12 protein-coding genes are annotated in these 14,143 nt (G+C 62.4%); 4 read left to right on the forward strand and 8 right to left on the reverse strand.

Going from position 1 to position 14,143, the window contains the following annotated elements:
• The first annotated feature begins 49 nt into the window (after positions 1 to 49).
• The gene (locus tag C482_RS16435) at positions 50 to 1,048 is read left to right on the forward strand and encodes an aldo/keto reductase (protein ID WP_006168879.1); all 999 of its coding nucleotides are present in this window, start codon (positions 50 to 52) and stop codon (positions 1,046 to 1,048) included.
• A 25-nt stretch (positions 1,049 to 1,073) separates the two neighbouring features.
• Here C482_RS16435 and C482_RS16440 read toward each other — a convergent pair whose 3' ends face one another.
• On the reverse strand, positions 1,074 to 2,549 hold the full coding sequence (locus tag C482_RS16440) for a heme o synthase (protein ID WP_006168880.1): 1,476 nt from the start codon (positions 2,547 to 2,549) through the stop codon (positions 1,074 to 1,076).
• A gap of 129 nt (positions 2,550 to 2,678) precedes the next feature.
• Complete coding sequence (locus C482_RS16445) at positions 2,679 to 3,035, reverse strand: DUF7111 family protein (RefSeq protein ID WP_006168881.1); 357 nt, start codon at positions 3,033 to 3,035, stop codon at positions 2,679 to 2,681.
• 104 nt (positions 3,036 to 3,139) lie between these two features.
• Here C482_RS16445 and C482_RS16450 point away from each other — a divergent pair, with 104 nt between their 5' ends.
• Positions 3,140 to 4,081 (forward strand): DUF3267 domain-containing protein, encoded by a 942-nt coding sequence (locus C482_RS16450; RefSeq protein WP_006168882.1) that lies wholly within the window; start codon positions 3,140 to 3,142, stop codon positions 4,079 to 4,081.
• Between the two features lie 98 nt (positions 4,082 to 4,179).
• The gene (locus tag C482_RS16455) at positions 4,180 to 4,521 is read left to right on the forward strand and encodes a PadR family transcriptional regulator (RefSeq protein ID WP_006168883.1); all 342 of its coding nucleotides are present in this window, start codon (positions 4,180 to 4,182) and stop codon (positions 4,519 to 4,521) included.
• A gap of 18 nt (positions 4,522 to 4,539) precedes the next feature.
• Here C482_RS16455 and C482_RS16460 read toward each other — a convergent pair whose 3' ends face one another.
• From C482_RS16460 to C482_RS16485, 6 genes are all read right to left on the reverse strand, one after another.
• The gene (locus tag C482_RS16460; protein ID WP_006168884.1) at positions 4,540 to 5,379 is read right to left on the reverse strand and encodes a hypothetical protein; all 840 of its coding nucleotides are present in this window, start codon (positions 5,377 to 5,379) and stop codon (positions 4,540 to 4,542) included.
• Positions 5,380 to 5,520: 141 nt separating this feature from the next.
• Positions 5,521 to 6,666, reverse strand: a complete 1,146-nt coding sequence (locus C482_RS16465) for an acyl-CoA dehydrogenase (protein ID WP_006168885.1) — start codon at positions 6,664 to 6,666, stop codon at positions 5,521 to 5,523.
• A gap of 415 nt (positions 6,667 to 7,081) precedes the next feature.
• Positions 7,082 to 9,190, reverse strand: coding sequence for a dipeptide ABC transporter ATP-binding protein (locus C482_RS16470; protein ID WP_006168886.1), 2,109 nt, complete (start codon positions 9,188 to 9,190; stop codon positions 7,082 to 7,084).
• 1 nt (position 9,191) lies between these two features.
• Positions 9,192 to 10,073 (reverse strand): nickel transporter permease, encoded by an 882-nt coding sequence (gene nikC, locus C482_RS16475; RefSeq protein WP_049896883.1) that lies wholly within the window; start codon positions 10,071 to 10,073, stop codon positions 9,192 to 9,194.
• The gene (gene nikB, locus C482_RS16480) at positions 10,070 to 11,017 is read right to left on the reverse strand and encodes a nickel ABC transporter permease (RefSeq protein ID WP_049896886.1); all 948 of its coding nucleotides are present in this window, start codon (positions 11,015 to 11,017) and stop codon (positions 10,070 to 10,072) included. The genes nikC and nikB overlap by 4 nt, the downstream gene beginning before the upstream one ends.
• An 11-nt stretch (positions 11,018 to 11,028) precedes the next feature.
• Positions 11,029 to 12,552 (reverse strand): ABC transporter substrate-binding protein, encoded by a 1,524-nt coding sequence (locus C482_RS16485; RefSeq protein WP_006168889.1) that lies wholly within the window; start codon positions 12,550 to 12,552, stop codon positions 11,029 to 11,031.
• 535 nt (positions 12,553 to 13,087) lie between these two features.
• Here C482_RS16485 and C482_RS16490 point away from each other — a divergent pair.
• Positions 13,088 to 14,140 (forward strand): phytoene/squalene synthase family protein, encoded by a 1,053-nt coding sequence (locus C482_RS16490; RefSeq protein ID WP_006168890.1) that lies wholly within the window; start codon positions 13,088 to 13,090, stop codon positions 14,138 to 14,140.
• The last annotated feature ends 3 nt before the right edge of the window (positions 14,141 to 14,143 follow it).

The raw sequence follows: 14,143 nt of genomic DNA on the forward strand, positions 1-14,143 counted from the left end.
CACGTCGCCCCATCTGTTTTGGCATCCGGGAAAATACGTCCAGACGAATATGGAGTACACGACACTCGGGAACACCGGCACGACCGTCTCGAAGCTCTGTTATGGCACCTGGCGCTTCGGCAAGAAACACGGTGACACCGTCGAAACTGGCCGCGAGGAGGCCCACGAACTGCTCGATGCAGCCTGGGAGAACGGCATCAACTTCATCGACACGGCAAACGTCTACGGTGATCCCGACGGCACCAGCGAGGCGTGGATTGGCGAGTGGCTCACAGACCACGACCGCGAGGACTTCGTCATCGCCTCGAAGGTCTACTTCTCGTTCGACGGCTGGGGCGAACCCGGTCCGAACGACTCCGGACTCGGGCGCAAACACATCCACGCTCAGATTGAGGGCACTCTCGACCGGCTCGGCACTGACTACCTCGACCTCTACTACATCCACCGCTGGGACGAGAACACGCCGATTCGAGAGACGATGTCCGTCCTCACCGAACTCGTCCGCGAGGGGAAAGTCCACTACCTTGGTGCCTCAACGATGGCCGCCTGGCAACTCACCAAGGCGCTCTGGACCAGCGACGTGGAGGGGTTCGAACACTTCGACGTCACCCAGCCGATGGTCAACGCCGCCCACTACGACGCCGTCGGCGACTACCTCGATGTCTGTGCCGATCAAGATCTGGCGGTCTGTCCGTACTCGCCGCTCGCCGGCGGCTTCCTTACCGGCAAGTACGAACGCACCGACGACGGCGGTGTCGAGGCACCCGACGGCTCGCGAGGGAATCTCGACGACCTATTCGAGGATCGCTACGCGACCGACCGAGCGTGGGAGGTTCTCGACGCCGTCGAATCCGTCGCGAACGAGGTCGAGGCTACTCCGGCGCAGGTCTCGCTGCGCTGGCTCATCGAACAGGATCGGTTCACGTGCATCCCCATCGTTGGCGCGCGCTCGCCGGACCAACTCGAGGAGAACGCCGGCGCGGTCGAGATAGACCTCACGGACGAACAGTTCGAGCGGATCGACGAGGCTCGTGGTGGGGTACAGTAGCCGGCTCAAGGGCTGAAACGGAAACCTAGAACAGCGGCGTCGTCACCACGAGCGCGTCGACGAGAATCGCGACGAGCACAGCGCCGAGGAAGGCGTTCGAGGCGTGGAACGCGCGAAACGCCGCGGCCTCGGTCTGCTCGAAGTGGAGGACGATAGAGGCCCAGAGGAAGACACCACCGAAGAGGACGACCGTCCCGGCGTAGAGCGCGCCGAGGTCGGTGATCCAGGCGAGCGCGACCGTGCTGACGAGCGTCGCCGCGAGGTAGTAGATGATGTGTTTTCGCGTCTCCGTCTCGCCGCGGACGACGGGCATCATCGGGAAGCCACCGCGGGCGTAGTCGTCCTTGTACGCCAGCGCGAGGTTGTAGAAGTGCGCCGGCGTCCAGAGGAAGATCACGCCCGCGAGCGCGAGCCCCGGAAGCCCGATTTCGTTCGTCACGGCGGCCCAGCCGATCAGCGCCGGAAGCGCGCCCGCCGCACCGCCGATGACCGTGTTCTGGACCGTATTCGGCTTGAGCAACAGCGTGTAGACGACGCTGTAGAACAGGATTGCAGCGAGTCCGAGCGCTGCCGCGAGCATGTTGATCGTCAGGAAGACCGACAGCGACGCTGCTGTCAGAAACAGTCCGAACAGCATGGCGTTGCGGACCGGAATCAGTTCAGTCGCAAGTGGCCGGTCCGCGGTCCGGGACATGCGCTTGTCCACGTCGCGCTCGAGGACGTGATTGAACGTCCCCGACGCGCCGATCGCAAGCACACCGCCGCCGAGCGTGGCGAGAATGACATCGGGTGTAAGCGCGGGGCCTGCCGCGAGCGCCATCCCCGCCGCCGCGACGAGACACAGCAACCACATCAGCCGTGGCTTCATCATCTTGAAGTACGCAAATGCGGTGAGCCGAACGCGAGCGAGGCGACTGTCGGGCAGGGAGAGCCCAGTCGTCGCGTCATCGGCGGCCGGTGCTGGCTCCGGTTCTGGATTCGCTGGCCCGCCTGTTGGCGTGCCGAACTCGAGTCCATCGTCATCTGCAGAACCGGTCGCGAGTTCGAGATCCCAGGCGAGTGCGAGGACGATGGCAGTGAAGATCACGAGACCGAGTCCGAGGTGGAGCCCCGGCATGACCGCAGCAGGACCGAGCACTGCCGTCGCAGCACCGACGCCGATCTGGACGGCGTATAACACCGTTCCGGCGAAGATAGCCACCTGAACGCGGCGGGAAACGTCGCCGAACAAGGCCGCGATAGCCGTTGCCGCGACGAGCAGGCCAACGAGGACGGCTACCAGACGATGGCCCCAGGCGACGACGAGCTGGGTCTGGTTCAGCGGATCGGCTGGCGCGTGGCAGGTCGGCCAGGTCGAACAGGCCGCGGCAGCGTCCGTCAGCGAAGTCGTTGCGCCGACGATCAACAGGAGGTAGACGCCGAGCGCGGTCGCTGCGAGCAGTCCTGAAAAGCGCCGACGCGTCCGGATCGGACGGGGAAATGATTCGAATTCGGTTGCCACGGCTACTCTCGTTTAGAGCGTTCGACTCCGCGTATTTATGGCTCCCGTTTTTCGCGGCTGTCCCGTCGGTTTCTCGCAGTGTCGAGGGCGAACGTGTTCGAGCAAGCGGCTATATTTTCGAGGGGCAGATTACATTCCCATGTCTTCAGCCGCCTCGGGAATCGGCAGGTCGTGTTGGGAGACACCGAGCAGTTCCGCCGCGTGGTCGAGCGCCATATCGAAGCCGTAGTAGCGCTCGAGCTCGTCGCCATCTGCAGTTGGTCGAACCTTGAGCATGGCGTAGCCCTCGATGTTCTGAGCGATAGCCGCGGTGCCGGCCGCACGCAGTGTTGTCTCGTCCGTCCTGTCGTCCTCACTGCCGGCGACGAACTCGAGTCGGCGCTCGGTCTCGGTTTCGTCGTAGGTGGCACGGATGCCGTTGGCGGTGGCGGTGGCGGTTGTCGTCGTTTCCGTCGTGGCATCGTCCGTCTCAGCGTCCTGGGTCATACTCCTACTCGCAGGCCAGCCACCGGGAAAGTATCGGTTCGTCGTGGCAGGTGACGCGAACCGGAACCGATATTCCTTTTTTGCCTCCGGCGGACAGTTTGCGCGTGACACGAGCCGAATCACAGTCGGCTTCCTCGCCCTCCCAGCCCGTCGCCAAGTTCCGACTGACACGGGTCGTCGCCCTGCAGTGGCTCGTCGTCTCGGTCGTCGGTTTCTTCGCGCTCGGCTACTATGGTGTCCACCTGCACGCGCGCTTCCGCGGAGAACACCTCGCCCAGGTCGCCATCCCCGTGCTTCCGTCCGGAACACTGCTGTTCTGGCTTGCGCTTGCAGCGCTCGTCCTCGGTGTGGTCGTCGTGCTCCACGAGGCCTGTCACGGCCTCTTTATGGCACACTATGGTAGCGAGCCGTCCTTCGGAGTCGGGCTCTCCTACGCGCTTTTTCCATACGCCTACGCAGCCGTCGGCGGCGAACGGTTCACCCGTAACCAATTGCTCATCAGTCTCGTCTCTCCGTTTATCCTGCTCACCGCGGGCGGACTCCTGCTCATGGCAGCCATGCCGGAACACCTGCTCGCCGTACTCCTCGTGTTCGCGCTCGCGGTGAACGGTGCTGGTTCAGTCGGCGACCTCTGGATGGCTGCCGTCTTGCTCCAGTATCCAAGCCGCGTCCGGGTTGATGCGCTGCCGAACGACGACGTACAGGGGTTCGCGGTCTACGACCCCGAGTCAAACCCCAGCACCGGCGACGGGACGCCACAATTCGCCGGACTGCAGGCGCTCTCGCTGGTCGTCACCGGTGCTGTCGCAACGCTCGCTCTCTTTGGAACCACCGTCATCGCCCTCGTCCTCGCCTCCCTCGCCGCCGGCACCGGCACCGTCGAACTGGCTACCGACCGCCTACTTCTCTTCCGACACGAAGTGGACTCGAGTGGCGTCGCGCGATTCGAGGTGGGTGAGGTTGCGGTGGGTGCACTGAGTCTGGCGGGTGGACTGTGCTGGGCAGCGCTTGGCTGGGTTTCGGAGTGGGTAGCACGGAAATCATAACTCGGAGTCGAGCCCCACCGAACCCAAACAGAACTCGAACAGAATGAGAACAGAATTCGAACCGTAACGCTCGTGCGCCGGACGAACCGAAACTGCGTATGACCAAGTGGCTCCAGAGCGGGCGACGACGGGACATCTGTGTGTTGCTGGCGGCAGCCAGCGGTTCGGATACTGCAGATCGTGAGGCCGACGCAGAGAGCCAGACCGCCCACCGCGGCGAACTCCGCGGCCAGCAGCTCAAGTCCCAACTCGAGTCCCACTACGACGACCGGATCGAACCGAAGTCGTTCTACGGCACGCTGTCGGCACTCGTGGACACGGGATTCGTCGAGAAACGAACAGAGGGGCTGCACGACGTGTACGCGCTCACCGAGGCGGGCGAGCAGCGGTTGTACGACCAGTACGAGTGGATGGGGGCGTGTCTCGACGCTGATCGTTGAACGGTGATAAATCGCTGGCTACGAGCGTCGGTCCTGACCGATCAGGAAACCGAGCGCCCCACCCGGCAGCGTGAACGGCCACGTGACCGCCAGCAACGCGAGGACCGAGAGGAGTTCACCCGTCCCGCCGACACCGGATCGCCACCGCTCGCGCCGGAAGCCGACGCCGAGAACGAGCCCGACTGCAGGCAGGACCCAAACAGCTGTTCCGAGGAGTTCACCAGCGACTGTGGAAAGTTCTATCCCAACGAGCGGAAGTTCGTGGACCGTCGTGAGGGAAACACCCGCGAAACTCCCGTCGTAGGCGGCTGTTGCCAGGAGAACGACCGACCAGACGCCGACGACGGCCCATGCGACACGGGTCGTCAGTTGTACCGTCCCGCGAGTGGCCAGGAACCCACCGAACGCGAGCGCCAGCGCGCCGGCGAAACCAACCGGGATTCGGAACTGCTCGGGAAGAACGGGCGGCGAGCGCTCGACCGCAACGGTCGTCAGCAGATACTCCGTCTCCTCGACTGTGACAGTCGGTGGACCGGTTTCAGACAGTCCCGTCATCGGGACTGCCGCCTCGCTCTCGTATCGCGGCCAGTCGTGGCCACCGCCCTGGTCGCTGTGGTACCAGCCGACCGGCAGGTCATCGGCCGACTCGAGTGTCACGACTGCAGACTCCACAGCCGTTCTCGTCTCCGGCGGCAGGTCGTCCACCGGAACAGCCGTCGCACTATCCGCCGTAATCGTCGTCTCACTCGCACGCAGTTCGTGTGCGTCGCCAGTGTGGTGGGGCCAGAGATAGAACGGATTGCATAACAGCCCGATTCCGAGGAGGAGCAGGAGGGCAACTCGAGTACGCATGGACATCGCTCGTTTTCTTCACGACAGTCGTGTTAGATATGTGTATCGAACGGCGATGCTGTGGCGGCGGTGATGGATCCGAATACGGAGCCGGAAAAGCGGGCAGTGAAAGGCAAAACCGCGAGAAAGACGGTCGACTGAAGCGGCTCAGTTATCGAGTACCTGATCGCCAATCGTGTTCCGTAGCACTTCGCTCGTGCCCTCGTAGATCTCGTTTAGCTTGGCGTCGCGGTAGAAGCGCTCTGCAGGGAAGTCCTTCGTGTAGCCGTAGCCACCGTGGATCTGGATGCCTTCGTTTGCGACCTCGCGGGAGATTTCGCTGGCGTAGAGCTTCGCCTGCGCGGCGTCCTTGATGAAGTTCTCGCCGCGGATCTTTTTGTCTGCGGCTTTGTGCATCAGCATCCGGGCCGCCTGGATCTTCGTGTCCATGTCCGCGAGCTTGTGTTTGATCGACTGGAACTCGCCAATCGGCTGGCCGAACTGTTCGCGTTCGCCGGCGTAGTCCCGGGCCTCCTCGAACGCTGCGCGAGCGATGCCGATACTCCGGGCGGCGATGGTGATCCGGCCGCCGTTCAGCGTCTTCAGTGCCTGCACGAAGCCGTCGCCCTCGGCACCGAGGAGGCGATTCTCGGGAATCCGGAGGTCGTCGAATCGGAGTTCAGCCGTTGGACAGCCCTTGTCGCCGAGCTTCTCTTCCGTGTTCTCGACGATGAAGCCGTCGTCCTCCTCGGGACGGACGATGAACGAGGAGATACCCTTGTTGCCGGCGTCGGGGTCAGTCTTCGCGAAGACCGTAACGGTGTCCGAGACGGAGCCGTTCGAGATCCAGAGCTTGCCGCCGTTGATCACGTACTCGTCGCCGTCCTTCTCCGCGGTGGTCTCCATCGCCGGCACGTCACTGCCCGCGCCTGCCTCGGAGAGCGCGAACGCACCGACATCGTCGCCTGCTGCAAGTGGCGTCAGAAACTCCTCCAGTTGCGCGTCGTCGCCGAACTCGTAGAGCATGTTCCCCGCGAGCGAGGTGTGAGCGGCGACGACGGTCCCGAGGCCGCCGGAGCCACGCGAGATTTCCTCGAGTCCGATCGCGTAAGAGTGGTAGTCGAGGCCGGCTCCGCCGTACTCCTCAGGGAACGGCATTCCCATCAGACCGAGATCAGCCATCTCGTCGACAAGGTCCTGCGGGAACTCGTCCTCGTGGTCGATCTCGTCCGCGACAGGAACGATTTCCTCGTCGACGAACTCCGAAACCATGTCCCGAATCTGTTGCTGCTCCGCCGAGAGCGCAAAGTCCATACCTGCGCTATGGCGGGTCGATTCTTTATTGTTACCTCTCGGATTTCGGTTCACGGGTGGCCGATTGTTTCGCGTTTATTCGGAGTCGTCCACGAATGCCCGTCGGATTTGGTGAGCCGATGTGACCAGTCAGGCAGCGTCCGTCCCTGCACCAGCCAGTGACTCAAGTGCCTCATCGACCGGATCGTCACTCGAGAGTAACCTCTCGCGTGCAGCGAACTGCTCCGTTACGTGCTGGCCAGAGAGTCATAGAACAGTACGCATACCTTCTCTGTGACTACCCGACGAACGATACGTACAGGTCAAGAAGTACCGAAGCAGCAATCAAGGACGCACGTTTCGAGGTCGCTACAGGCGATAAAGACTCTGACTGCACAGCCAGCCGACCTGCCGACGATCGTGACGCCATATTCTGTCATGGATGAGTCTCCAGTGTGTTCTCTTCTCGATGATCGGTTGCGTCGTCGAACGCCGTTGCGGTGACGGCCGCTTCAGCGAAGTGACATCGGGACTCAACCCCGTAGATATCATCGAGTGGTGGTTCGCGTTCCCGACACTCTGACTCGGCCATCGGACACCGCGGGTGGAAAACGCAGCCGCTTGGCGGGTCCCTTGGGTTGGGCACCTCATCGCCCTCGACGCCTGCGAGCCCCTCGTCGTCGACGGTCGGAACCGCGCCGAGCAGCGCCTGTGTGTACGGATGGGTCGGCTGCGTGAACAGCCGCTCGGTCGGCCCCCGCTCCATGATTCGGCCGAGGTACATCACAGCCGTCCTGTCAGCGACATGCCTGACGACCGAGAGGTCGTGTGAAATGAGGAGGTACGTTAGACCGAGCCGGCGCTGGAGCTCCGTCAGGAGGTTCAGTACCTTCGCCTGGACGGAGATGTCCAGCCCGTTGGTCGGCTCGTCGAGGACGAGGGCTTGCGGCTCCGGCGCGATGGCACGTGCGATGGCGACTCGCTGGAGCTGACCACCCGAGAGCTGGTGTGGCCGCCGATCGGCCAGGTCCGGACCCAGGTCAACGAGTTCGAGCACCTCCTCGATGCGCTCTTCATGGTCTCCCGACCAATCCAGCTCGACCAGCGGTTCCCGGATGAATGCTCCCACCGTGTGGCGTGGGTTGATGCTAGCCTGTGGGTTCTGGAAGACATACCCGAGGTCGGCGATCTGCTCATGGGTTCGCTCGGAGACAGTGCCAACGGGTTCGCCGTCGAGACGGATAGTCCCGTCTGTGGGAGCGTAGATACCGGCCAGCAACCCCGCGAGCGTGGACTTTCCGCTACCACTCTCGCCGACAATGCCCAGCGTCTCACCGCGCGCAACCGCGATGTCGATGTCGTCGACGGCCCGAACCGGCGGCGTCTCACCCGTGAGACGGTCGAATAGCGAGTTTCTGGTGCCGAAGAACTTGGAGACACCGTCAAGTTCAAACAGCGTGTCCCCCTTCTCGGGGGCGTTCCCAGCGGTTTCGTCGGTCGTGCCCGATCCGGGCTCCCCGGTCGGGACGTGCTCGAGTTCTCCGCAGTGGGTCGTGTGTTCCTCCCCGACATCAACCGCGGGGATGGAATACTGGTGGCAGCAGTCGCGGGCGTGGGAACATCGCGGCGCGAACGAACACCCCTCGACTGCCGAGGTCTGTTCCGGGACCCGTCCCTCAAGCGTCTGGAGCGCCTCGCCCGGCTTCACGCGCTGTGGCAGGCATGCGAGGAGCCCACGAGTGTACGGGTGGCGGGGCTCCGCGAGAACCCGCTTGGTTGGTCCACTCTCCATTACCTGCCCGCCGTACATCACGACCACGCGGTCGCAGACGTCCGTGACGACTCCGAGGTCGTGCGTGATCAGCAGCGTCCCCATGTCGCGGTCGGCGGTCAGCCGCTCCAGACGGTCGAGAATCGCGGCCTGCGTCGTCGTGTCGAGCGCCGTCGTCGGCTCGTCGGCAATCAGTAGATCCGGGTTGCAGGCCAGAGCGATGGCGAGCATCGCGCGCTGGCGCATCCCACCCGAGAACTCGTGGGGGTAGTCATCCGCGAGTGAACCCGGATCGGCGAGGCCCACGTCCTCCATCAACTCGATCGCTCGCTCACGACAGTCCCGCCACTGTTCGGTTCGATTGAACAACGGTGTGTGCAGGTGATCGAGCAGCGACTGTCGCTCTGGCGACTCGTGCACTTTGAGCGCCTCGGCGATGAGTTCGCCGACAGGAAAAACAGGATTGAGCGTGCTGTGTGGGTCCTGGAACACGATAGAGAGTTGCGTCCCTCGAAGCCGGCGAAGTTCGGACTTCGGACACTCCGTGAGGTCGGTACCGTCGAACCGAACGCTGCCGTCGGTGATGTCAGCCGGCGACTCCAGCCCCACGATGGAGCGTGCAGTGACCGACTTTCCCGACCCGCTCTCGCCGACGAGGCCAACAATCTCACCACGGTCGACCTTGAAGGAGACACCGTTGACCGCATGGACGGTTCGCTCGTGTGTGTCGAATTGTGCGTGTAGGTTCTCAACATCAAGTAGTGCGTTGCTCATCTCAAATTTCCTCCAAGCGGCCCTGTTGTTTCGGATCGAGGAAGTCTCGAATCCCGTCGCCGAGCAGGTTGAACCCCATGACCGTGAACATGATTGCGACGCCAGGTGCCGTGACGAGCCACCACGCGTCCAGGATGTAGTTGCTTCCCGAGTCGATCATCGTTCCCCACTCGGGCGTCGGCGGCTGCGCACCGAGCCCGATGAACGACAGCCCGGCTGTTGCCAGCACGACGGTCCCCAGGTTGAGCGTCGCGAGTACCATGACTGGGTGGATAACGCTCGGTAGCAGGTGACGAATTGCAATTCGCCGCCTTGACATTGCGACAAGCTGCGCCGCGGTCACGTAGTCTCGCTCTTTCACCGACAGAACACTTCCCCTGACGACGCGTGCGTACGTTGACCAGCCGACAACTGCCAGCGCGATCATCAGGTTCCGCAGGCTCGGGCCGAGAATCCCGGCGATAACGAGCGCGAGAATCAGTCCTGGGAAGGCAAGTTGAATGTCGACGAGCCGCATCAACAGTTCGTCGACGATCCCGCCGACGTACCCGGCGACGAGTCCGACGACGGTTCCGAGGACGACCCGAATCGCGGTGACGAGGATTGCGATGCCGAGTGAAACCCGTGCTCCGTAGACCAGTCGGGCGAGAACGTCTCGTCCCAGTTCGTCCGTCCCGAGGGGATGTTCGAGCGATGGTCCCTGGAGTCGGTTGGCATGCGCGTGTTCCATCGGGTCATGGGGCACGATGGTGGGGCCGAAGACAACCACGAGGCCGAGGACCCCGACCATCCCGGCACCGATAGCAGCAAGCCTGTTACGGCGAAATTCCAGGCGGATTCTCTCCCCAATGCCGGTCGACGACTGTGGTCTGGTCGTGCTCATTGTGCCTGTTCCCCCAGCGTTACGCGCGGATCCAGTCGTTTGTACAGTAGGTCCACACAGAAGTTCGAAACCACGAAGACAACCGCTGTAAGGAGGACGACCCCCTGGACGACGGGATAATCCCGTGCGAAGATCGCCTCCACGAGCAACGCTCCAAGTCCGGGACGGTCAAAGACGATCTCGATGACGACGGTACCGTTCAGGACGCGCCCGAACTGAAGGCCGACAACCGTCACGACGGGAATCAGGGCGTTGCGGAGTGTGTGCTTCCAGATGACGATCCGCTCGGAGAGGCCCGCCGATCTGGCGGTGTCGATGTACTCCGCCTCCATAACCTCGAGCATCGACGTGCGAACGAGCCGCGTGACGACTGCCGCCATGCCGGTGCCGAGCGCGATAGCCGGTAAGATGAGATGGTCGAGTCCGCCGACCCCCGAGACTGGTAGAACACCCAGGTAAATAGAGAAGACGAGGATCAGCATGAACCCGAGCCAGAAGTTCGGGACGGAGACGCCGAGCAACGCCACGATCTGAGAGATGCGGTCGATTCGCGTGTTCTGGTAGACCGCACTCAGGACGCCCGCAGGCAAGGCGATAGCCAGTGAGACGAGCATCCCCGCGACCGCGAGTTCGACGGTCGCTGGAAGCGCCTCTATCATCAGCGCACTCACAGACCGGTCGTTGTAGTACGACACCCCGAGGTCACCCTGGAGGACGTCCCCGAGCCAGTGGACGTACTGGATATACACCGGCTCGTCAAGCCCCTGCTCGGCCCTGAACTCCTCGACCTGCTGGGGCGTCGGCGGTTGCTCGAGCTGCTGAGTGAGGATCGTCTCGGCCGGGTCCCCTGGAGTCAAATGAATCAACCCGTAGGTGATTACCGAGACGGCAAACAGAACGCCGATCACCGACGCCACGCGAGAAACAAGATATCGAGCGAACATTCAGTGCCGTCTCACTCAGTGGGAGCGACGTTCCCCCAGTGGGCCTGGTTCGAGACGGGCGCGATTTCCACGCCGGTGACGTCCTCGTGCATGGCGACGAAGATGCGATCGTGGAACAGCGGGACGCCGATGGTCATCTCGCGAACTCGGTGCTGTGCCTCGCGCAGTGCATCAGTGTCGTCGTCGTGGATCCCAGCGTCGATCAGCGCGTCGACCGCTTCACCGGGATTGTGCATCCCTGTTCCCTCACTGCGGTAGAGGTCCAGATTGAGTAGTCCCTCACTGTGGTACTGTCGCTTCAGCAGCCCCTTGACGTTCGCATCGAGAATCGACGCGCCGCCGAGCTCCAGCTGATTCTCGGGACTCCCGGTAAAATCGAGATATGCCGACCATTCCATCATCCGCACTTCCGTATCGACGCCGACGTCTGCAAGACGGTCGCGGAAGACCTCGGCGAAGGTATCACCGTTTATCGTTCGGTTTGCGACCGCGATAGTCACCGTCTCGCCGTCGTAACTCGACTGTTCGACGAGTTCGCGCGCCCGATCCATGTCGTGCTCGTACTCTGGGAGGTCCTCGGCGGCCCAGCTCACGTACGGTGGAATGGTTCCCCTCGCGGGCAGGTACCTGTCTTCGAGCAACTCCTCGACGAAGGTCTCCTGGTCAATGAGGTGCTGTAGCGCGAGCCGGAAATCGGGATCGTCCGTCGGGGAATTGTAGATGTTCGTCCACAGCGCGAATGTCCGCATCTGCTCGAACGACTCGACCCTGAGTTCCGGGTCATCCTCGATAGCGGATACGTGGTCGGGACTGACCTCCACAGCCACGTCAACGTTACCGGCCTCGAGTTCGAACCGGCGAGTTCGATCGTCCTGGATGTCGCGCAACTCGAGTCGCTCGAATCCTGGCTGGTCCCCCCAGTACTCGTCGAACCTGACGGCTTCGAAATCGCTTCCGATTTCGTGCTCTTCGATCTGGTACGGTCCCGTCGCGATAACCTCCTCCTCTGTACTATCGGGATGGAGTACCGACATCCAGTGTCTGGCCGTCTCTTCAGGGAACTTCGGGTTCGGTTCCGCCAGCTCGAACTGGAGAACCATGTCGTCGACCGCCTGCACTCCTCTGTCGACGACCTCCAGTCCCCGTTCGGCCTCGTAGGCGAGGAAGTACTCCTCGAGCAACTCCGCTGTCAGTTCGTCGCCGTTGTGAAACTGGACACCCTCCCTGAGCGTAAATTCCCACGTCCGTGCGTCGGACGACTCCCAGTCCGTGGCCAGCCACGGTTCAGCCTGCACCTCGTTGTCGACGTATACCAGTGTTTCAGCGACAGGTGAGTGGGGCAAGATCACTCCGTCGAAGAACTGGTACTCGTTGTTCAGCGGATCCGCTTTCGCGATTCGGAGAGTCGATCCGTCCGCTGTGTCGCTTGTCAAGCAGCCGGCTACGCCCGCGATGCTCGCGCTGACGATTCCGCCGAGCAACCGGCGTCTGGAGACGGTTCCATCGCGCTCGAGCCTATGGAGATTGGTGCCCATCAACTATATTTTCATTAGATAAAATATACTTGATAAACATTCCGGTCGCATTCCCACTTGCGCCGCGGCCCGTGCGACTCAAGTTCGGTTCAACGACTGGTGCAGTTCGAACCGAGTCGTTGAACTGAGAGTCGGCTGTGAGTGTTCACAGGTGATGGTTTTCCAGGCATTCGCGCCGATGTTCAGCACAGTGCTGTCAACATCTATATTTCCCGACGGAGGCAGCTGCGTTAGATTCGCAAAACGACTTATCGGCCAATTCACCGAATGAGTTGATATAATCACCACCGTGGGAAGGGTTCTATGACGCCTCGTTGGCCAACTTGGCCGTGTGAGCAAGGACGAGGGCGGTCCTGGTCGCGGTCACATCATCAGTATCGGATACGTACGTGGTCGTGAGGGAGGGGGAGGGCGACGTGCCGGAACGCTGGTCTGACAGGTTAGCAGCATCGAATTCCGTTCTACAGCCCCCAACAGAATAGAATGTTACGACCGCGGCGTTTTTCCGGGATGGGGTTGAAAGAGAAGCCAGTAGATGACCACGGCCCAGCACGAACTCACAACCGACGCCGACCTGGAGTGGTGTTACGACGCGGTACATGGCGTTTCGCGGACGTTCTCGATCACAATCGACCGGCTCGAGGAGCCGATGTCGAAACACATCTGTCTGGGATACCTCCTCTGTCGAATTGCAGACACAATCGAGGACGCGGGCCACATTCCGCCTGCCGAACAGACCGAGTTACTCACCGAGTACGACCGACTTCTCGATCCCGAGACGGACCAGTCCGTCGAGGCGTTCATGGCCAATGTCGAACCCTGGCTTCCCGAGCCAGCGGATCGATCCAACGACTGGAACGTCGTGGCTGAAACGCCGCGCGTGTTGCAGACGTTCGAATCGCTCAACGAGGAACCACGCGAGATCATGCGCGAACCCGTCCGCGAACTGGTCGACGGGATGGCCATGTTCACCGACCGGTACGCCGACGAAGGAGGCCTCCGACTCCAGACACTCGAGGAACTCGAGGAGTACTGCTGGTATGCCGCCGGCACCGTCGGAACGCTGATCACCGGCCTCGTCGCCCGCGGCGCGTCGAAAGACCGCGCCGAGGAGATGCGTGACAACGCCCGCTCATTTGCGTTGCTCTTGCAGCTCGTCAACATCGCCAAGGACGTCGAGTCGGACTATCACGAGGAAAACAACGTCTACCTGCCCGCAGAGTGGCTCGCCGAAGAGGATGTCGATCTCGACGCCGTCACCGACGAGGAGAACCACAACGGCGTGACGAACGTGGTCGAACGTGTCACCGGGCGTGCGGAAACCTACCTCGACGACGCCCAGCGCTACCTCGAGGTCGTGCCGGAACAACACGGCAACCGCCTCTCGGCGTGGGCGATTCCGTACCTCCTCGCCGTTGGGACGATGCGCGAACTGCGCGAGCGACCCGAAGATGTCGTCGAAGAGGGCGACGTGAAGGTCCCACGCGCAGAAGTGTATGCGCTGCTCCAGCAGTTCGAAGAAGACATGTCCCGTTCTCGACTCGACGAACTGCGGGCCACGATGGCAGAACAGCCGCTTCACCAGTAGAGC

Origin of the sequence: Natrialba chahannaoensis JCM 10990, from assembly GCF_000337135.1 — an archaeon.
GTDB classification, from domain to species: Archaea; Halobacteriota; Halobacteria; order Halobacteriales; family Natrialbaceae; genus Natrialba; species Natrialba chahannaoensis.

Coding starts and splice junctions, on each gene's coding strand:
- C482_RS16485 (WP_006168889.1), bottom strand. CDS start 12,552: ATGGGCACCAATCTCCATAGGCTCGAGCGCGATGGAACCGTCTCCAGA.
- C482_RS16490 (WP_006168890.1), top strand. CDS start 13,088: ATGACCACGGCCCAGCACGAACTCACAACCGACGCCGACCTGGAGTGG.
- C482_RS16455 (WP_006168883.1), top strand. CDS start 4,180: ATGACCAAGTGGCTCCAGAGCGGGCGACGACGGGACATCTGTGTGTTG.
- C482_RS16445 (WP_006168881.1), bottom strand. CDS start 3,035: ATGACCCAGGACGCTGAGACGGACGATGCCACGACGGAAACGACGACA.
- C482_RS16465 (WP_006168885.1), bottom strand. CDS start 6,666: ATGGACTTTGCGCTCTCGGCGGAGCAGCAACAGATTCGGGACATGGTT.
- nikC (WP_049896883.1), bottom strand. CDS start 10,073: ATGAGCACGACCAGACCACAGTCGTCGACCGGCATTGGGGAGAGAATC.
- nikB (WP_049896886.1), bottom strand. CDS start 11,017: ATGTTCGCTCGATATCTTGTTTCTCGCGTGGCGTCGGTGATCGGCGTT.
- C482_RS16470 (WP_006168886.1), bottom strand. CDS start 9,190: ATGAGCAACGCACTACTTGATGTTGAGAACCTACACGCACAATTCGAC.
- C482_RS16460 (WP_006168884.1), bottom strand. CDS start 5,379: ATGTCCATGCGTACTCGAGTTGCCCTCCTGCTCCTCCTCGGAATCGGG.
- C482_RS16435 (WP_006168879.1), top strand. CDS start 50: ATGGAGTACACGACACTCGGGAACACCGGCACGACCGTCTCGAAGCTC.